Genomic DNA, 18,761 nt, shown 5'->3' on the forward strand with positions numbered 1-18,761 from the left:
CCTTCGCCACTGCCTCCGCCTCGGGCTCCGCCTTCGCCTCCGGCTCCGTCAGCGGCTTGGCTACGGTCGCCAGCTCCAGTTCCAGCGCGGCCTCCGTGGCAGGCGCCGGCTCGGTCTCCGTGGGCGACGTCGGGGTTGCCCCTGGATCTGTGGCCTGCCTCGGCACGGTGATGTTGTCGAAGGCTGCCGAGACCAGGTCGTGTTCTCCGGGGGAGGACGTGCGGGGCTCGGGGACCTGGGCCGGTTCGGGGGTGGGGACGGGCTTCGGCTGGGTCTGGGCCGGCGGCGCGGGGGACTGGGCCGCACCCTCTGCCTCAGCCGTTCGTCCCTTGCGTGAGCGGCCGAATGCGTTCCGCAGGAGAGTGAGAATGCCCATGTGCGCAACCCTTCGCGTGAGTTGATGCCCGTTTAATCCCTGGCCAGGACGGACACGTAAGGTTAGCGGCCCCGGGTCGGGTTTCGGACGGTGGCCGAGCCGTCAATGCGGTGTTGTGATCGTCCGCGCCGCGGCCACCTCCTGGCGCAGGGGTTCCAGCACGCTGCCGGACGGGCCCGTCAGATGGGTACGGACGGCGGTGAGGGTTTCCGCCCGGCGTACGCTCTCCGACAGTTCGCGCAGTTGCAGGGCCACCTGGCGGATCTCGACGGCCGACGGAGCCGGGGAGCCGTGGCGGACCCGGACCCAGGCCGCCGTCGTCGCGTCGACGATGCGTTCCACGGCGACGACCAGCGGCCACCAGGCGGCGGCGCGCCGGCCGGTGGGCGGTGGTTCGGTCAGCGCCCGCTGGAACTCCGTGCGGATGGTCGACAGGTCCCGGTAGAGGCGACGGCGCATACGGGCGCGGGCGGCCGGGTCGGCGTCCGTGCCGAAGGCCGCCTCGACGTAGGCCGCCGTGTCCGCCACCGCGTCGGCCAGACGGTCGCCGACCCGGGTGTGCCAGCTCTCCGGCCACAGGAGGTAGCCGGCGATCAGGGCGATCGCGCAGCCCATCAGGGAGTCCAGGAGGCGGGGCAGCAGCAGGGCCGTGCCCTTGTGGTCCAGGATGTCCGAGAGCAGGAGGATCACCGGGGTGATGGCTGCCGTCTGGTAGCCGTAGCCGCGAGGGGTCAGGGCCGGGACCAGCGGGGCCAGCAGCAGCATCGCGGGTACGTCCCACCAGCCGGGCGGCACCTCCGCCAGTACCGCAGCCGCGACGACCAGCCCCACCACCGTGCCGAGCGCCCGCAGCAGCGCCCGGGAGAACACCGAGCCGAAGTCGGGCTTGAGGACGAAGGTGATGGTCAGGGCGACCCAGTAGGAGCGCGGGACGGGGATCAGGGAGACCAGGGCCTGGGCGATGCCGATGCAGATGGCCAGGCGCAGGCCGTAGCGCCAGGAGCCCGCCGAAAGGACGACGTTGCGGGCCGCGCCCGCGGTGCGCATGCCGAGCGCGGCGGGGCGGCCGAGGCGGTCGTCGATGCCGCGCGGGTCGACATCGGGTGCGCTGACCACCTCGGCCGCGTGGCGGACGGCGTGGTCCATGGCCCGGGTGGTCTCGGTGGTGGGGATGGGCAGGTGTGGCAGGCCTATGGGGCCGGTGTAGCCGGTCTCGATGGCATGGGCCACTTGGCGGAGGGCCTCGGGGACCTCCGGCTGGAGCGGCCGGCCGGTGAGGTGGACGGCGGGCGCCGCCTCGACCACGGGAGTGATCGCGTTCAACTGGGCCAGCAGCCGCGCCAGTTCACGGCTGCGTCCGTGGTGGCGGGCGCGGTGGGCGAGGATGAGGTCGTAGGACTGGTTGAGGGTCTGGGTGACGTCGAAGCGGGTGGTGATGTAGCGGTCCGGGTCCCCGCAGGCGGCCAGCAGGTCGGCCACCGTGCGGTAGGCGGCCGCGACCGACGCGCGCTCCGGCACCCCGGCCCGCAGCGGCCAGGCGAGCAGGGCGAGGGCGAGGACGAGCAGGCCGCCACCGGTCATCAGCGCCGGTGCCACCCACCAGGCGCCGGGGAGCGGAAGTCCCGCGCCGAGCACGCTGTTCAGGAGCAGCAGCAGTCCCGATACGGAGGCCACCGCGCCGATCGTGGAGATCATTCCGGACACCAGTGCGACACCGGTGACGACGACGACCGCGTACCACCCCTGGCCGTACACCAGGGAGCCCAGCGTGACGCCGATCGCGCCGAAGAGCTGCGGGACCGCGATGTTGAGCACGCGCATCCGGTAGGCGTCGGCCGTGTCGCTGATGACGCCGGACAGGGCGCCCATGGAGGCGAGCGCGCCGTACGCCGGCTGTCCGGCCGCGAGTCCGATCACCAGGGGCAGTGTCATCGCGAGTGCGGCGCGGGCCGTCGCGGCCCAGTTGAGGGGTGCCTGGTGGGGCTGGAGGTTCCGGACCAGCCAGTCGGGAGGGGTGAGGCCGATGGGGAACTCGCGGGACATGCGCCCATTATGACCACTTCGCCCGGGCCGGCCCGGGGGTCATCTGCGCTGGTGGAGCGTGATGTGGACGACGAGCGCGCGATGGTCGGTGCCGGTCAGGCGCAGGAAGCGGGCGTCGGTCGCGGAGAAGTCCGGGGAGAGCAGGACGTGGTCGATCTGGGCGCCGAGGACGGAGGCGGTGCGGGAGGGCCAGCTGGGGGTGCGGTCGTGCCCGTCGAGGCGGGCGGCGTCGGTCAGGCCGGCGTCGAGGATGCGGCGAAAGGCCGCGTGGTCCTGGGAGGCGTTGAAGTCGCCCGCGAGGATGGTGGGGGTGCGGGTGTCGGCGGCGGCGAAGGCGCGGAGCCGGCCGAGTTCCCGCTGCCAGAGGCCGACCTGGCGGGGCAGCGGGGGCATGGGGTGGGCGAGCTGGACGCGCACGGCGTGGCCACGGACGTCGGCGACGGCGCCGGGCATGCCCATCGTGCCGGGGACGCCGGCCGTCGCCCTCAGCGGGAAGCGGCTGAGGACGAGGGATCCCCGGGAGCCGCCCGCCGCGACGGCCTGCCGGTGCGGGTAGGTGTCGGCGAAGTCCCGTTCCAGGGTGGCCTGGCAGGTGTACTCGCACTCCTCGACGAAGACGAGGTCCGGGCGATGGCGGCGGATCTGCGGGACGAGGGCGGGGGTGCCGCGCCCGAACTCGACGTTCGAGGTCAGCACCCGGAGGGAGGCGAGGGGCAGGCCGCCGGGCTCGTGGATCCTGCCGTAGGGATCCATGTACCAGGCCAGCACGCCGAGTACGGCGATCGCCCACACCAGCCCCGGCCACCAGCGGGCGAGCAGCGCGCACAGCAGGCCGAGGCCGACCGGTACGAGCAGCCAGGGCAGGAAGGCGAGCAGTTGCGGCACGGGCGTGATGCCGTCGGTGCCGGCCGCCCGGCAGCCGAGGATCACGCTCACCCCGGCAAGGAGCAGTCCGGCACACCGGGAACCCGGCCTGCGTCCGGCGCGATCAGTCACACGGGCGAGCGTACGAGCGGTCGTCCACCGACGTCAGGAACTTCTCCAACACCCGGTTGAACTCCTCCGCCCGCTCCAGGTTCGGCATGTGGGCCGCGCCCTCGACGACGTGCAGCACGGAGTCCGGGAGCGCCGCGTGCATCGCCTCCGCGTCCGCGACCGGTGTGTACGTGTCGTCGGCGCCGACCACGACCAGCGCGGGGACCGTCACCGTCGTCAACAGGCCGCGGTAGTCCGGTCGTTCGGCGCGGCCGCGCAGCGAGGCCGCGGCGCCTTCCGGGGCGGTGGCCGTCATCATGCGGTGGACGTGGGCCTTGACCTCGGGGGCGGCGTACGGTGCGACCATCTTCTCCAGGACCTCGTCGGCGTAGCCGCGCATGCCCTCGGCGAGCAGCCGGTCGGCCATGGCGCGCCGGCCGCGTCTGCCCTCGGGTGTCTCGGGGTCGGGGAAGGTGTCCGCGAGGACCAGGCCCCGCACGCGGTCCCCGAAGCGGTCGAAGCACTCCATGGCGATCTGGCCGCCCATCGACAGGCCTGCCAGCACGAAGGAGTCCACCGCCAGGAAGTCCAGCAGCTCCTCGATGTCCTGGGCGTGGCGGGCCGGCGGGACGGTACCGGGGGTCACGGGGGAGGCGCCGTAGCCGCGCAGGTCGGGGGCGATCACCCGGCGGGCGGCGCAGAACGCGGTCACCTGCGGGGCCCACATCGTGCGGTCGAAGGGGTGGCCGTGGACGAGGACGAGAGGCACCCGGGAGGAAACTCCGGGGTTTTTGTCCTCGTATGAGAGGAAGGGTGGCATGTGATCGACCCTAGGTGCCCCAACTTCTCGGTGCAATAAAATCTTTGCCCGCGGTGCAATCCGAGGTGTCCGCACAGCAGGGGGACTTGTGGACGACTACCGGCGCATCGCCGACCGGATCGCCGGTGACATCGGCCGCGGCCGGCTCAGGCCGGGACAGCGGCTGCCGCCGCAGCGGGCGTTCGCCCGGCGGCACGGGGTCGCCGCGTCGACGGCGGGGCGGGTGTACGCCGAACTCGTGCGCCGCGGTCTGGTGGTGGGCGAGGTCGGGCGCGGTACGTTCGTCCGGGCCACCGAGCCGGACCCGCAGCCGGGGCATGCCCTGACCGAAGCGGCGGGCGCCGCACCCGTGGACCTGGAGCTCACCTACCCGTCCGCACCCGGGCAGGCGGAGCTGCTGGCCCCGGCCCTCGCCCCGCTGCTGCGGCCGGACGCGCTGGCCGAGGCGCTGCGGCCCGCCTCGGCCACCGGTACTCGGGCGGCCCGGGAGGCGGTCGCCGGGCTGGTGGCCACCGGCGCCGGGTGGCCCGACCCCGACGGGATCCTCTTCACCGGCAACGCCCGTCAGGCCATCGCGGCCACCCTCGCCTCCCTGGTTCGGCCGGGTGGCCGGGTCGGGGTCGAACCGCTGACGTACCCGCTGGTCAAGCAGATCGCGGCCCGGCTCGGCTGCACCCTCGTCCCGCTCGCGGCCGACGACCAGGGGCCGCTCCCGGCGTCGGTCGCCGCCGCCCACCGCACCGCAGCCCTGTCCGCCCTCTACCTCCAGCCGACCCTGCACAACCCGACCTCGCTGACCCTGGGCCCGCAGCGGCGGGCGGAACTGGCGGAGGTTGTCCACAGCCTGGGGACACCGGTCGTGGAGGACCGGACCTGGTCCTTCCTGCACGAGGGCGACGAACCGCCGCTCGCCGCCCTCGCCCCGGGGCTCGTCCACGTGGTCGACGGGTTGTCCAAGCGGGTCGCGCCGGGGCTCACCGTCGGGTTCGTCGCCGCACCGGCCGGACGGGCCGAGGCGGTGGCGCGGGCCGTCCGGTCCGGGGGCTGGAGCGCGGGGTCCTTCGCGCTGGAGGCGGCCGTGCGGTGGATCGGGGACGGGACCATGGCACGGCTGGTCGACGCCAAGCGGCGGGATGCGCGGCTGCGGCAGCGGCTGGTCGGCGAGGAGCTGGACGGATTCGACGTGCGGTCCGATCCGGCCGCCTGCTTCGCCTGGTGGCACCTGCCGGCGCCCTGGCGGGCGGACACCTTCACCGCGGCCGCGCGGGCGCAGGGGATCGCCGTCACGCCGGGTACCGCCTTCTCGGTCGACCCGAGCCGGACCCCGGACGCCGTCAGGCTCGGGCTCGCGTCGGTACCTGAGCCGGAGCTGACCCGGGCTCTGCGGACACTCGCCGACGTCGCGCGGGGCGGGCCGGACGCAGGCAGCGGGTGACGAGTCCGCGCAGGAGCTCGGAGGGGTCGCCGTGATGCCGGGCGCCGCCTTCCAGGTCGGCCCGGGCCCGGACCTGTCAGGTGTCGGCCCGAGTGGGGTCCCGGACGCCGTCGCGCTCGGGCTTGTGCTGGTGTCTGAGCCGGTGCCGGTGCCGGTGCCGGTGCTGGCGCGGGGGTTGGGGATCCTCGTCGGTGTCGCTCGGGGTGGAACCGGCGGAGACAGCGGGTGAAGGGGCCGTGAGGTCGAGTGGCGCAGGAGCTCGGCGGGTCGCCGTGACGCCGGGCGCCGCCTTCCAGGTCGGCTCGAGCCGGCCCGGACCTGTCAGGCGTCGGCCGGACCCCGGACCCCGGACCCCGGACCTGTCAGGCGTCGGCCGGACCCCGGGCCCCGGACGCCGTCAGGCTCGGGCTCGTGTCGGTGTCGGAGCCGGGGGCGGCGCGGGCTCTGCGGATCCTCGTCGGTGTCGTGCGGGGCGGGGCAGGCGCAGGTAGCGGGTGAGCCAGGCCGTGAGGGCCACCGCGAGGCCGAGCCCGAGCAGGAGCCAGGAGACGGTACGCAGGGTGGCGGTGAGGGCGTCGTAGACCGCGCCCGCGGCCGGGTGGGACACGTCGGCGGGCAGGCCGGAGAGGGTGAGACCGCGCCCGACGGTCAGGGCAAGGCCGAGCAGGGCGCCGCCCAGGGCCGTGCCCAGCGCGGTCGCCGCGACGGCCCGGCGGCGGTGGACGGCCAGGGCGATCCCGGTGGCGGCGAAGACGACGGCCGCGACCGGGAGCCAGAAGCCGGCGACTTCGAGCACCTGGAATCCCTTCCTCAAGGGGGCCACCTCGCCCGCCTGGAGCACGGGGACCGCGGTGTGTTCCACCGGGATGCGCGCGGCGAGCGGAATGTGGTCGTGGGTGAGCTGCTGCTTGACCTGGGCGGTGACCGGGGCGAGGTCGACGGTGACCGGGCGCTCGGGCGCGTCCTCGGCGGGGTCCTCCTCGCGCAGCGCGCGCAGGACGGCGTCGTGCGTGACCCGGTTGCCGGTGTCCCAGGCGATCCGGAAGGCGCGGGTCTGGGTGAAGGAGCGCACCGCGTCGTGCACGAACGGGGCGACCGAGCCGCGCAGCGGCCGGACGTCCATCTTGTGGTCCACCTCGCGCAGGATGCCGTCCCCGACCGTCGCCGCGACTGCTTCCCGCACGTCCGGGTCGGCGGCGAGCGGGGCCATGGTGGTGACGTACCGGCCCGTGTCGGCGAGCCCGTACGACGCCCAGGCGGCCAGCGCGCCGAACGGCACGAGGAGGCAGGACAGGGCGATCAGTACGGCCGACAGGGCGCTCCTGATACGTGGTGGCACCCTCCCAGGCAAGGACGTCCGGGCCGGGTGCGCGAGCGGTACGACTGCGTTCGGGGGAACGGCCGAGCCGAACGGCCGCACCCCGGCGGGAACCGGGGATCGCGCACTCCTGTTGGAGGGTTCACCCGGACGGGTGTTTCCTGGTCTGTGGAGAAGGAGGCCGGCGCTCGCGCACCACCGCGACCTGCGGCCGGCGAGGAGCGACACAGGGGAGTGCGTGGGCCCCGGCCGGACGGCGGCCGGGGCCCACGCATGTACCGCGTGCTCAGCCGACTCGGTGCCCGGTCGCGTCCTCGCGCGTGTAGTACCGGTAGAAGAACACGGCGAAGGTGACCGCCGCGATCGCCAGCGACATCCCGATCGACCTCAGGATCGATTCGCCGGTCTGGCTGTACAGGAACCCGAACGCACAGCCGACGAACGCGGTCCAGGTCAGTGCGCGCGCTTCCCGCCGCATGCGCGGGGCCATGGTCAGGATGGCCATGAGCACCACCGCGAACAGGATCGCCGTGACGAAGCCGAACAGCAGGTTCCAGCCGGTGACGGGGCTGCCACTGCGGCGGTTGGCCGCGGCCCAGTAGCCGTAGACCAGGCCCAGCAGGACCGGCACGGTCAGCCGGGCGATCCGGTGGGTGCGCGCGTCGAAGACGTCGGGCGCGGGGCCCCTGGTCACGGCCGCACGGGTGGGCCGGGGTGTTGCGCCGGGCGCGGGTGCAGCTTGAGCCATGAGAGCACTCCTCTCTCTCCTCGCCCCCGGTTCCAGGGCACACCTGGCGGGACGCCCCGGCAACTCGGCCAGGAGGGTGACGAGTGCCCGGATGCGGCCGGTATGTTCCCGTGTTTGTCTGAAGCACATGGAGGGCTGCCCGCCGTGACGGAGGTGGAATACCGCAGCCGGCGGCAGTTGCTGCGGGTCCGCGGGCGGAGCATCGCCTGGGTGCCGCCCCTGCTGCTGCTCGTCGGCATCGTGCTCGTGGACTTCAACACCACCGAACGGTTCCGGATCATCTCCTGGATCGTGCTGGTCCCCGGCACGGCCGCCGCGATCTGCGGGGTGTGGACGACTGCCGGGTACGCCCTGCTGTCGGTGGTGACCTACGTCCTGGCGGACAGGGCCTGGCCGGCCGAGTACCAGGCCGGACTGGCCGACTTCGTGCTGGTCGCCCTCGGCGGCGTCCTGGCCACGCTGGTCTCCGCCGTGCGGGTGCGCCGCGAGCGGCAGACGCTGCACATGCGGGACATCGCCGAGACCACCCGGCGTACCGTGCTGCGCCCGCTGCCGCCGAACTGGGCGGCCCTGGAGCACGCGGGCGTGTACCTGGCCGCGGACGTCGACGCGCGGGTGGGCGGCGACTTCTACGACATCCAGCCCGGCCTGCACGGCACCCGTGTCCTGGTCGGGGACGTGCAGGGCAAGGGCCTGGGCGCGGTGGAGACGGCCGCCGCGCTGCTCGGCACCTTCCGGGAGGCCGGCTACCACGAGGCGGACCTCGCGACCGTCGCCGAGCGGCTGGAGGTGCGCATGGACCGGCACCGCAGGCACACCACCGCCCTCGGCCGGGACGACGCCGACCGCTTCGCCACCGCGGTCCTGCTCGGCTTCCGCGAGGAGGACCCGGCCACGGTCGAACTCGTCAACTTCGGCCACGAGCCGCCGCTCGCCGTCGGCCCCCACGGCGTCCGCGCCCTGCCGAGCGGCGACGGTCTGCCCCTCGGGTGCGGCGACCTCGTGGACGACGGCCCCCGCGTGCACCGGGTGCCCCTGGACCGCGAGGAGACCCTGCTGCTGGTGACCGACGGGGTGACCGAGGCGCGGGACGGTGCCGGGGAGTTCTACCCGCTGGTCCGGGAGGTGGCCCGGGCGGTGGCGGCCGACCCGCGCCGGGCCGAGCCGCGGCGGCTGGTGCGCCGGGTCCGCGACGGCGTGCTCAGGCACAGCGGCGGTCGCCTGGGCGACGACACCACGGTCTTCGCCGTGCGGCGGACGGTGGGCGAAGCCCCCGTACGGGGACGTTTGCGGTCCTGAGAGGCGCCTTTGCAGCCGCAGCGGTTACGGTGCTGGCTGTAGGGCGATCCACAGGGGAGGGACGATGCCCGGAACTGTGCTGCTGCTCGCGGCCTCGCCGCTGGGCCGGGGACGTCTGGTGGACGCGGCCGGTGTGCTGCCCGTGCTGGCCGCGGTCGCCCCCGCCGTACTGTCGGGCACCGACACCGCGAACGTCGTCGAACTCGCCGACCCGCTCGAGCCGCAGGCCGTCCTCACCCGACTGCGCGCCGCCGCGGCCGCGCCCGGACCGCTCACCGTGTACGTCACCGGGCAACTGCTCCTGGACCGCCGCCAGCGCCTGCCCCACCTCGCCCTGGCCCGCACCACCCCGGCCACCGTCCGCTACACGGCGCTGCCCTGGCACTGGATCCGGGAGGAGCTGAGGCTGCGCTCGGCCCGGGACACCGCGCTCGTCGTCGACCTGCACACGGACCCGGAGGCCTGGCGGCACCTGACCGAGCGTCCGCTGGACTCGGGGCGCACCGCCGCGGTGTACGGCCGCATCGCGCCGCCGCCCGGCCGGCGGGGCCCGGCCGAGCCGTCGTACATGAAGGCGGTGGCGACGTTGCTGCGCAGTGGACACCGGCCGCCTCTCGCGCAGTTGCACGAGCAGGCGTGGGCGCGGATCGCGGATGCGAGCGCGGGCCGCGACCTGGTGCTGGCGGGGCCCGGGGGCTTCGCGCCCGGACCCCCGTACCGGACGGAACTGCCCGCTCCTCGAACGCCGGACGGGCGGGGAGCCGTGCAGCCCGTGCGGCCGCCCGCCGGAAGTGATCCCCACGCCGCCATCAGTGCCGCCGTTCAAGCCGGGCGGCATGCCGACGCCGATGCGCTCGCCGCCCGGCATGAGCAGGCCGCCGCACGTGCCCACGGTCCGGCCTCCGACGACGCCCTGCACTGGGCCGAAGTACGGGCCGATCTGGCGATGTTCGCCGGGGACGCGGTGCGCAGTTGCCGGGCCTGGCTGAGCGTGGCCGGAGTGCGGCTGGCGGCCGGGCAGGCGCCGGACGCGCCCGCCGTGGAGGCGGCCGCGGACCGGGCGCACCACCAGTGGGGGTGCATCAAGGACGCGGCGCGGGCCCGTGAACTCGGGCCTGCGCTCGCGGAGTTGAGGCTGAGGGTGCCGGGCCGTCGGCAGGGCGCGCTGGAGAACGTCCAGCGGCACCTGCGGCAGCTCCAGGCCCAGTAGGCGGCCTCGGTTGGTGAAGGTGAAGTACTTCCAGGGGCCGTACGTCGTGGAGTTCGCGGTGTCGCCCGACGAGCTGTTGACGTAGTCCGAGCGCATCCGGAAGTCCGAGCGCTCCCGGGGCCGGCGCCCGCACGCTCGGGACGACCGTGGACGGATCGGGCGCGAAGCGGGGGCTGCGGTTGCCCGGGACCGCAGAGAACTTCACCGGGAGGGTCTCGCCCTGTCCGTCGGGGCCGGTACGGGGACGCGGACGTCCCGAACGCGCCCTGCCCAGGGCTCCGTCAGGGCTGCGGCCGTTGCACGGCCGAGGGGCCCGAGGGGGCGTCCGCCGCCCGGGCCGGACCCGCGTTCGCCGCCGTGACCAGGGCCGCGACGGCCAGCACGGCTGCCGCCACACCTCGCCAGTACCGTGCGGTGGGGCGTCCGTAGGGTGCGGATGTACGTCCGTGCACGGCGACCTCGCAACAACAAGCGGCCTGTTAAGCATGCTTGATCCGCCGTTTAACCTAGGGGCTGCGGAACACGAACGGCAAGGGCTGCCAAGGGAGTTGGGGGAGCAGGGGATGCGGGAACGGGACGACCCCGAGGTCATCGGGCGGCGGGTTCAGCAGCTGCGCGGCGAACGCGGGCTGACCCAGAGGCAACTGGCCGAGCCCGCCTACACACCCGCCTACATCTCCACCCTGGAGGCGGGCCGGGCGCGCGCCTCCGACGAGGCGCTCAGGCACATCGCGGGCCGTCTCGGCGTCGCCCTCGAGGAGCTGACCGTCGGCCGGCCCGCCCACCTCGCCACCGGACTCAGGCTGCGGCTCACCGAGGCCCAGCGCACGCTCGCCGACGGAAAGGCGAAGGCGGCCGCGGCGCAGTACGCCACGCTGCTCACCGAGGCGGAGGCCCACGGGCTCGCCCGTGAACAGGCCACGGCATTACTGGGGCTGGGTGAATGCGCCCTGGAAACAGGTGAGTTGACGCAGGGACGCGATCACTTCGAGCGCGCCGAGGAGCGTCTGGCGGGGGAGTCCCTGCCTTCCCGGGTCCCGGCCGTCCGCGGCCGCGCGGTCTCCCACTACCTCGCCGGCGAACTCCGCTACGCCGTCTACCTCCTGGAATCCACCCTCGACGAACTCAACCGCGGCGGCCTGCACGACCCCGACGCCCTGCTGCTCCTCTACGCCAGCGCCATCGGCCCCTACATGGACATGGGAGCCCACGCCCGCGCCGCCCAGGCCGCCGAGTTCGCCCTCGCCCTGGCCCCGCAGGCCGCCGACCCCGCGCTGATCGCCCGTATGCACCGCTCGGTCGCCCGCACCCTGCTCGCCGAGGGCCGGGTCGCCGAGGCGGACGCCTCCCTCGCCAAGGCGGCCGGGCTCTACCGCCAGCTCCGGCTGCGCACCGAACTCGCCAACTGTCACTGGATGCGCGGCTACGTCTGCGCCCAGGACGGCGAACTGGACCGCGCCGAGGCCGAGCTGCGCCAGGCCCTCACCATGCTCTCGCAGACCCGGGCCGCCCTCTACCGCAGCCAGGCCGCCGTGGAACTGGCCGACGTCCTGCACCGTCGCGGCAAGTCGGCGGAGGCCGCCGACCTCCTCAACGGCGTTCTCGGCGACCTCTCCTCCGAACGCGGCGCCGTGCACGCGGCCGCCGCCCACCGCCTCCTCGGCATCATCGCCGAGGACGCCCGCGACACCGAGGCCGCCGAGGAGCACTACGTCCGCGCGCTCAGCCTGCTGGAGCGCGCCGGCGCGGCCGGTGACCTGGCGGACCTCTGCCGCCTGCTCGGCGATCTCCTGCGCCGCACGGGCCGGGTGGAGGCGGCCCTGGACGCCTACCGGACGGGTCTGGGCCACCGCACGGCCCCCGGCACCACGACCCTGGGTCCGGCCCCGGCGCAGCCGCCTCTGTGAGGACCCCGGTGCGGCGCCGGGACGTATCCGCCGGGAGAAAGCGGCCGGCCGACCCATCCGGTGCCCGTCACACCTGGGCGCGGCCCTGTCTCCGTACGTCTTCCAGGCGCAGCGCGCCGATCTGGACGGCCGCCTGCGTGGCGTCGTTCGGTACGTCGCCCAGACCGGCGTTGGTGAAGGCGAAGGCGTCCTCGCCGACGCGGACGGCGGCCACGTCCATCGTGAGGACGACCGGCGCGTCGTCGGACGTCCTGGTGGCGAGGGTCACGCGCAGACCCTGGCGTACGTCCCCGACGTCCGGCAGCGGGGCGTCCACGACCTGGACGTCCTCGAGCAGGCCGCCCTCCGAGGTGGCGGTGAACCGGGCGCACTGCAGCGGCATCGTCCTCAGCCACGCCAGCGCGGTGTCGACGTCCGCCGGGCGGCGGGCGCCGATCTGGTAGCGGAGCTGGGCGTCGGTGTCGGCGTCGTCGAGGCCGACGGCGACGCGGGCGGGGGCGCCGAGGAGCTCGTCGGTGTAGAGGGCGTCGAGCAGGCGCTGGCACTCCCCGGCCGTGGTGGTCGCCTTCAGCAGCCCGTCCCGCCAGGTGGCCGCCCCGTGCGTCGCGGACCAGGGGGCGCCGAGGTCGGACTCCTTGAGGAGCGCGGCCCGCGCCTGCTCGTCGGTGAGCGTGGATCCGTCGCCCCGGGCCGACGCCTTCGGCGGGGGCGAGGGCTGGTCGACGGTGGGCAGGGGCTGGTGCGCGGTCGGCGGGTGCTCCAGGCCGAGGGCCGCGCAGCCGGTGAGGGTGAGGAGGCCGACGGCGAGAGCGGCGCGGGGGAGGGCACGGGGGCGTATCGCAGCGGTCATCGGGGTGCCTCCTGGGCGGGCCGGTGGGAGTGCCTCCTCTCACGGCACCATCGGCCGGACCGGCCCACCAGCGCTCCGGGCCGTCCGGGTGAGGGACGGGGAAATTCCCTGGCCTCCGGCTCGGGGCCGTGGTTAGGGTCGTCCCATGCAGCGCGCCCAGCAGTGTCCGCAGAGCACGACGACGCCGGAGACCGTCCCGGCGCGCTGACACCTGACCCAGTCCGCAGCCCCGGGGCGAACGCCCCGGGGTTTTCGCGCGCACCGGGGTGTCCGCCTCCCGCAGTGAGGAGACCCCGATGAACGACCGGATGCCCGACCACCGCCGCCTCGGCCGTGAACTCGGCCTGTTCGACACCGATCCGCTGATGGGCGCGGGCCTGCCCTACTGGCTCCCGGACGGGGCGGTCGTACGGCACACCCTGGAGGAGTACATCCGGGAGGCGGAGCGCGCCGCCGGCTACCGGCACGTGTACTCGCCGGCGCTCGGCAAGCGCGAGCTGTACGAGATCTCCGGCCACTGGCACCACTACAGCGACGACATGTACCCGCCGATGAGCCTCGGCGCCGAGGAGTCGGAGGAGGTCGTCCTGCGCCCCAGCCTCTGCCCCCACCACGCCCTGATCTACCGCTCCCGCTCCCACAGCTACCGCGAACTACCCTTGCGCATCGCCGAATTGGGCACCATGTACCGGGCGGAGCTGTCCGGTGTGCTCGGCGGTCTGACCCGCGTGCGGGCCATCCAGCTCAACGACGCCCACATCTTCTGCACCCTCGACCAGGCCGTCGAGGAGGCCCGTGCCGCCCTGGGGCTGATCGCCCGCGCCTACGCCGACCTCGGCATCGAGGCCGCACGCCACCGCCTCTCACTGCCCGGCGAGGGCGGCAAGTACGTCGCCGACCCCGGGCTGTGGCGCCGGGCCACCGCACTGCTGAGGGAGGTCCTCGCCGAGGCCGGGGTGGAGTACGAGGAGGCGGCGGGCGAGGCCGCGTTCTACGGCCCCAAGATCGACGTACAGATCGCGGACCCGGCCGGCCGCGAGTCCACCCTGTCCACCGTGCAGATCGACTTCCACCAGCCCGCCCGCTTCGACCTGCACTACATCGGTGCCGACGGCGCGAAGCACCGGCCGGTGATGGTGCACCGCAGCGTCATCGGCAGCGTGGAGCGTGCCGTGGCCCACCTCCTCGAGGCGCACGGCGGCGCCTTCCCGGCCTGGCTGGCCCCCGTGCAGCTGGCGGTGCTGCCGGTCGCCGAGGAGCAGGTGGAGCGGGCGGCGGCAGTGGTCCGCGAGGCGGTCTCCCTGGGCCTGCGCGCCGAACTCGCCGCTCCCGGACAGGGCACCCTGGCCGCCCGCGTCCGCGCGGCCCGCCTGGTCCCGTACCAGGCGGTGATCGGCGAGCGCGAGGCCGGGTCCGGCCTCGCGGCCCTGCGACTGCGGGACGGCCGCCGCCCCGGCGCCCTGCCCGTGCCCGAACTGCTGCGGCGCATCGCCGACCGGGTTGCGGCACGGGGCACCGCACTGTGGTGCTGATCTAGTGTCGATACGACGGAAGGAGTCCGCCGTGACCGGTGAGCCCATCCCCGTGATCATCGACTGCGACACCGGCGTCGACGACGCCCTGGCCCTGCTGTTCGCCGTACGCCACCCGGGCCTGGACCTCAGGGCGGTGACCTGTGTGGCCGGGAACACGGACGTCGACGGGGTGGTCCGCAACACCCTGACCGTGCTGGAGCAGGCGGCCGCCCCCGGCATCCCGGTGGCGCGGGGCGCCGAGCGCCCGCTGATCGAACCCGCCCGTCCGGCCCGGCACGTGCACGGCGCGGACGGCATGGGCGACCTCGGCCTGCCCGCGCCCACCCGCACGCCCGTCGCCGTGGACGCGGTGACCCTCCTCCGCCGGGAGATCCTGGCCTCCCCGCGCCCGGTGACCCTGATCCCGACGGCCCCGCTCACCAACATCGCGCTCCTGCTGCGCACCCACCCGGAGGTGACCGGCAACATCGAGCGGATCGTGTTCATGGGCGGCGCGGTCGCCACCGGGAACGCCACAGCGGTCGCGGAGTTCAACGTCTGGCACGACCCGGAGGCCGCGGCGGTCCTGCTCACCGCGGGTGTGCCGATCACGATGTACGACCTCGACGTCTTCATGCAGGTCGTCGTGCCCGCCACCGACGTCCACCGGCTGCGCGCGAGCACCGATCCCGGCACCCGGCTGGCCGGCGAGCTCCTCGCCCACCGGCCCGCCGCGCAGGGCGAGGACCCGCAGGCGGAGGAGGCCGGCGGGCTCGGCGACGCGGGCGCGGTGTGCGCGGTCGCCGACCCGGCCGGCATCACCACCCGCCTCCTGCCGGTCGAGGTCGTCCTCGCCCCGGGCCCGGCCCGCGGCCAGACGCTCGTCGACCGCCGCCCCCGCCCCGGCGAGTCCGAGATCCACGAGGGCGCCCGTGAACAGGCCCTGGTGGACGTGGCCCTGGAGGTGGACGTGGACCGCTTCGTGAAGCTGTACCTGGAGACGGTCGAGCGCTGAGACGGGGTGGGGGCGGAGCCTCCCGGAACCGTCAGCCCCGAGCAGCCCGCTTGCGCCGGCCCGCGACGACGATCGCGGCGCCGCCGGCGACCAGCACGGCCGCCCCATCCGCGATCGGCCCGGAGTTGCCGCCGCCACCGGTCCCGGCCAGGTCACCACCCCCGCCATGCGCCGAAGGCGCCGGAGCCGGCGCGCCGGTGGACGACGACTCCGTGGCGCTCGGCGTGGGCGTGGCGGAGTCCTGCGCCGGGGTGGACGCCGTGGCGGACGCGGGGGCACTCGGCGTCGGGGACGGCGACTCCTCGGTGCTGGTGCAGTCCTTCGTCCCCCCGTTCCAGGCCGCGATCAGCTTGTCCTTGATGACGGGGTGGTCCGGCCCCACAGGGCGAGCGACACGGCGCCGGTCCCCAGCAGGCGGCGTGCGGTGACACGTCTGGCCATGGACATGGATATCCCATCGCAGAAGCTCGAAGGAGCGGAACGAAAGAGCGGAAGGGTCACAAGAGACACGCGGCCCACTGGTACCGTGCGCCGCCGTGTGAGGACATGGTGATCATCGCTGTTGAAACCTGCCAACCTGCGGTATCCCAAGGGGAGGTCAGTCGGTCATCACAACTCCCTCACGCGAGGAGTGATCCTCTCCGCAACATGCGAAGGTTCCCTTTCCGGGCAATGTGGACAGAGTCATTACTGTCGGCCCTCTGCCGACCACCTGCCGACCCTCTGTCGTCCCGTCCGAAGGGAGCCCGCATGGCAGACCTCTCGTCCAGGAACCCCGACTGGTGGCGCCAGGCCGTCATCTACCAGGTCTATCCGCGCAGTTTCGCCGATGCCGACGGCGACGGCCTCGGCGACCTCAGGGGCGTCACCCAGCGCCTGAACCACCTCGCCACGCTCGGCGTCGACGCCCTCTGGCTCAGCCCCTTCTACCCGTCCGAACTCGCCGACGGCGGCTACGACGTCGTCGACCACCGCGGCGTCGACCCGCGCCTGGGCACCCTGGACGACTTCGACGCGCTGGCCGCCGAGGCCCACCGGCTCGGCCTGAAGGTCGTGGTCGACGTCGTCCCCAACCACACCTCGCACCAGCACCCCTGGTTCCAGGAGGCCCTGCGGGCCGGCCCCGGCTCCGCCGCCCGCGACCGCTACGTCTTCCGTCCCGGCCGTGGCGCCCACGGCGAACTCCCGCCGACCGACTGGCAGTCGGTCTTCGGCGGCAGCGCCTGGCAGCGCGTCCCCGACGGCGACTGGTACCTGCATCTCTTCGCTCCCGAACAGCCCGACCTCAACTGGGACAACGAGGAGGTGCGCGCCGACTTCCGCACCACCCTGTGCTTCTGGTCCGACCGGGGCGTCGACGGCTTCCGCGTCGACGTCGCCCACGGCCTGGCCAAGGACCTCACCGAACCGCTCCGGGACGTCGGCGGCATCGGCGCCACCGGCGAGGAGGCCCTGCTGCGCGTCCCGCCCGGCAGCCACCCGTACTGGGACCGCGACGAGGTGCACGAGATCTACCGCGACTGGCGCAAGATCTTCGACGCCTACACCCCGCCCCGCACCGCGGTCGCCGAAGCCTGGGTCCCGGACGCCCGCCGCGCCCTGTACGCCCGCCCGGACGAACTCGGTCAGGCCTTCAACTTCGAGTATCTCCAGGCGCGTTGGGACGTGGACGAACTCCGCGAGGTCATCACCGGTTCGCTCGACGCGGCCCGCGCGGCCGGTGCCTCCGCCACCTGGGTGCTCTCCAACCACGACGTCGTACGCCACGCCTCCCGCCTCGTACTGCCGGCCGGCACCGACGAGAACGCCTGGCTGCTGTCCGGCGGCCGGGCACCGGCGATCGACCGGGAGGCCGGCCTGCGCCGGGCCCGAGCCGCGACCCTGCTGATGCTGGCGCTGCCCGGCTCGTCGTACGTCTACCAGGGCGAGGAACTCGGCCTGCCCGAGGTCGCCGACCTGCCCACCGAGGTGCTGCAGGACCCGATCTGGGAGCAGTCGGGCCACGTTCGCAAGGGCCGCGACGGGTGCCGGGTGCCGCTGCCGTGGACGACGACCGGGCCTTCGTACGGCTTCGGGCCGGGGGCCGCCTGGCTGCCGCAGCCGGCGTCCTTCGCCTCGTACGCCGTCGAGGCCCAGGCCGGCGTCGAGGGCTCCACCCTGGAGCTGTACCGCACCGCCCTCAGGCTGCGCCGCAAGCTGCTGGAGGGCGAGACGCTGACCTGGACGCCGGACGCGCCGGCGGGCGTACTCGACTTCACCCGCACCGAGACCTGGCGGTGCGTCACCAGCCTCGGCGCGGAGCCCCTGCCGCTGCCGCCGGGCGAGGTGCTGCTCGCCAGCGCGCCCCTGCCGGAGGAAGGAGTCCTTCCACCCGACACCACCGTCTGGCTCGCCTAGGCCCTCAGGGCCTGGTGCGGGCCCTAACCCACGGTCGGGCTCGGGTTGGGGCCGGGGGAGGTGTTCCCGGAGCCGCCGCCGGTGAGGCCGTCGATGTTCAACGGGGTGGACGTGGCGTTCGGCGGGGGTGTGAGCACCACTTGCGGCTGGCCCGCGGGCGGGGGCGGCGGGGTCACGTCGGAGGAGGGCAGCTTCGGCGGGGTGGTCTGGTTGAAGATGGTCTGGTCGAAGTCGACCAGACCCGTCCTCTCCATCACCGTCATGTGGTCGAGCACGGTGTCGTTGGCCTGGTCCGCCAGGGCCCGCACCAGCGAGTTCTTGGTGGTGGAACGGATCTTCGCGATGGTGTTGAAGATCGAGCCGTGCGTCATGCGCAGGATGTTGGCGAAGTCGGTGTCGAACTGCTTGCCGCTCTCCGCCTTCAACTGGGTGACGAAGCCCTCCTGCTGGGGACTCGCGATGTTGGGCAGGGTGACGTTCAGCATGGGCGCGATCTTGCGGCAGCTGGCGTCCAGCGCGGCGTGCCCGTCGACCAGGTGCTTGCTGGCCTCGAGGACGCCCTTCGAGCTGCCCTTCTGCAACCCGATCTGACCGAGCGGGTACTCCCACAGCCCGGCCGCCCGCACCTTGACCACGAAGTCCCGGTCACCTTCGGTGAGTGGTCCCCACTGCGTCTGGGCGATGATCCGTGTCGGCGAGTCGGAGACGGTGCTCAACCCGAGCATGCTCGGATAGGCCAGTGCGCCGAGGGTCAGGGCCATCGCACCGCCCACGAAAAGGGTTCCCGTCGCGTTCCGCGAAAAGCGCACCGTGCCTCCTGCCTGGTCGTGGATCCCGCCCGCAGGCGGTTTCGG

15 protein-coding genes and 1 pseudogene are annotated in these 18,761 nt (G+C 74.1%); 7 read left to right on the plus strand and 9 right to left on the minus strand.

All coding sequences use genetic code 11. The features are described 5' to 3' along the window. From ACFZDC_RS05170 to ACFZDC_RS05185, 4 genes and pseudogenes are all read right to left on the minus strand, one after another. Positions 1 to 376: pseudogene (locus ACFZDC_RS05170) on the minus strand (Toxic cation resistance protein); the annotation flags it as partial. A 102-nt stretch (positions 377 to 478) separates the two neighbouring features. Next, on the minus strand, positions 479 to 2,419 hold the full coding sequence (locus ACFZDC_RS05175; protein ID WP_391320242.1) for an FUSC family protein: 1,941 nt from the start codon (positions 2,417 to 2,419) through the stop codon (positions 479 to 481). 39 nt (positions 2,420 to 2,458) lie between these two features. Then, entirely contained in the window at positions 2,459 to 3,415 is a 957-nt protein-coding gene (locus ACFZDC_RS05180) for an endonuclease/exonuclease/phosphatase family protein (protein WP_391320245.1), read from the minus strand. Next, positions 3,408 to 4,214 carry an alpha/beta fold hydrolase gene (locus tag ACFZDC_RS05185; RefSeq protein ID WP_391320247.1) on the minus strand — a complete coding sequence of 269 codons (807 nt, stop codon included), beginning with the start codon at positions 4,212 to 4,214 and terminating at the stop codon, positions 3,408 to 3,410. Before ACFZDC_RS05185 ends, ACFZDC_RS05180 begins: the two co-directional genes overlap by 8 nt. Before the next feature lie 88 nt (positions 4,215 to 4,302). Between ACFZDC_RS05185 and ACFZDC_RS05190 the strand changes: the two genes are divergently transcribed. Continuing rightward, positions 4,303 to 5,649 (plus strand): aminotransferase class I/II-fold pyridoxal phosphate-dependent enzyme, encoded by a 1,347-nt coding sequence (locus ACFZDC_RS05190; protein WP_391320249.1) that lies wholly within the window; start codon positions 4,303 to 4,305, stop codon positions 5,647 to 5,649. A gap of 397 nt (positions 5,650 to 6,046) precedes the next feature. Here the strand turns inward: ACFZDC_RS05190 and ACFZDC_RS05195 are convergent, their stop codons facing one another. After that, a complete protein-coding gene (locus ACFZDC_RS05195) occupies positions 6,047 to 6,988 on the minus strand; it encodes a hypothetical protein (protein WP_391320251.1) in 942 nt (313 codons plus the stop codon). Positions 6,989 to 7,253: 265 nt separating this feature from the next. Next, positions 7,254 to 7,715, minus strand: a complete 462-nt coding sequence (locus ACFZDC_RS05200; protein ID WP_391320253.1) for a hypothetical protein — start codon at positions 7,713 to 7,715, stop codon at positions 7,254 to 7,256. Positions 7,716 to 7,859: 144 nt separating this feature from the next. Between ACFZDC_RS05200 and ACFZDC_RS05205 the strand changes: the two genes are divergently transcribed. From ACFZDC_RS05205 to ACFZDC_RS05215, 3 genes are all read left to right on the plus strand, one after another. After that, on the plus strand, positions 7,860 to 9,014 hold the full coding sequence (locus ACFZDC_RS05205; RefSeq protein ID WP_391320255.1) for a SpoIIE family protein phosphatase: 1,155 nt from the start codon (positions 7,860 to 7,862) through the stop codon (positions 9,012 to 9,014). Positions 9,015 to 9,078: 64 nt separating this feature from the next. Continuing rightward, on the plus strand, positions 9,079 to 10,224 hold the full coding sequence (locus tag ACFZDC_RS05210) for a hypothetical protein (RefSeq protein ID WP_391320257.1): 1,146 nt from the start codon (positions 9,079 to 9,081) through the stop codon (positions 10,222 to 10,224). A 563-nt stretch (positions 10,225 to 10,787) separates the two neighbouring features. After that, positions 10,788 to 12,131 (plus strand): tetratricopeptide repeat protein, encoded by a 1,344-nt coding sequence (locus ACFZDC_RS05215; protein WP_391320259.1) that lies wholly within the window; start codon positions 10,788 to 10,790, stop codon positions 12,129 to 12,131. A 67-nt stretch (positions 12,132 to 12,198) separates the two neighbouring features. Here the strand turns inward: ACFZDC_RS05215 and ACFZDC_RS05220 are convergent, their stop codons facing one another. Then, the gene (locus ACFZDC_RS05220; RefSeq protein WP_391320261.1) at positions 12,199 to 12,981 is read right to left on the minus strand and encodes a hypothetical protein; all 783 of its coding nucleotides are present in this window, start codon (positions 12,979 to 12,981) and stop codon (positions 12,199 to 12,201) included. Between the two features lie 308 nt (positions 12,982 to 13,289). Between ACFZDC_RS05220 and thrS the strand changes: the two genes are divergently transcribed. Both thrS and ACFZDC_RS05230 read left to right on the plus strand, forming a co-directional pair. After that, entirely contained in the window at positions 13,290 to 14,513 is a 1,224-nt protein-coding gene (thrS, locus tag ACFZDC_RS05225) for a threonine--tRNA ligase (protein ID WP_391320708.1), read from the plus strand. Positions 14,514 to 14,544: 31 nt separating this feature from the next. After that, entirely contained in the window at positions 14,545 to 15,510 is a 966-nt protein-coding gene (locus tag ACFZDC_RS05230) for a nucleoside hydrolase (RefSeq protein ID WP_391320263.1), read from the plus strand. A gap of 31 nt (positions 15,511 to 15,541) precedes the next feature. Here ACFZDC_RS05230 and ACFZDC_RS05235 read toward each other — a convergent pair whose 3' ends face one another. Beyond that, positions 15,542 to 15,892 carry a hypothetical protein gene (locus tag ACFZDC_RS05235; RefSeq protein ID WP_391320264.1) on the minus strand — a complete coding sequence of 117 codons (351 nt, stop codon included), beginning with the start codon at positions 15,890 to 15,892 and terminating at the stop codon, positions 15,542 to 15,544. 368 nt (positions 15,893 to 16,260) lie between these two features. Here ACFZDC_RS05235 and ACFZDC_RS05240 point away from each other — a divergent pair, with 368 nt between their 5' ends. After that, positions 16,261 to 17,907, plus strand: a complete 1,647-nt coding sequence (locus ACFZDC_RS05240; protein ID WP_391320266.1) for an alpha-amylase family glycosyl hydrolase — start codon at positions 16,261 to 16,263, stop codon at positions 17,905 to 17,907. A gap of 23 nt (positions 17,908 to 17,930) precedes the next feature. On the opposite strand, the gene ACFZDC_RS05245 is transcribed toward ACFZDC_RS05240, so the two are convergent. Then, the gene (locus tag ACFZDC_RS05245; RefSeq protein WP_391320710.1) at positions 17,931 to 18,680 is read right to left on the minus strand and encodes a DUF4142 domain-containing protein; all 750 of its coding nucleotides are present in this window, start codon (positions 18,678 to 18,680) and stop codon (positions 17,931 to 17,933) included. Positions 18,681 to 18,761: the final 81 nt, after the last annotated feature.

The organism is Streptomyces sp. NPDC007905, from assembly GCF_042959345.1.
Classification (GTDB): Bacteria; Actinomycetota; Actinomycetes; order Streptomycetales; family Streptomycetaceae; genus Streptomyces.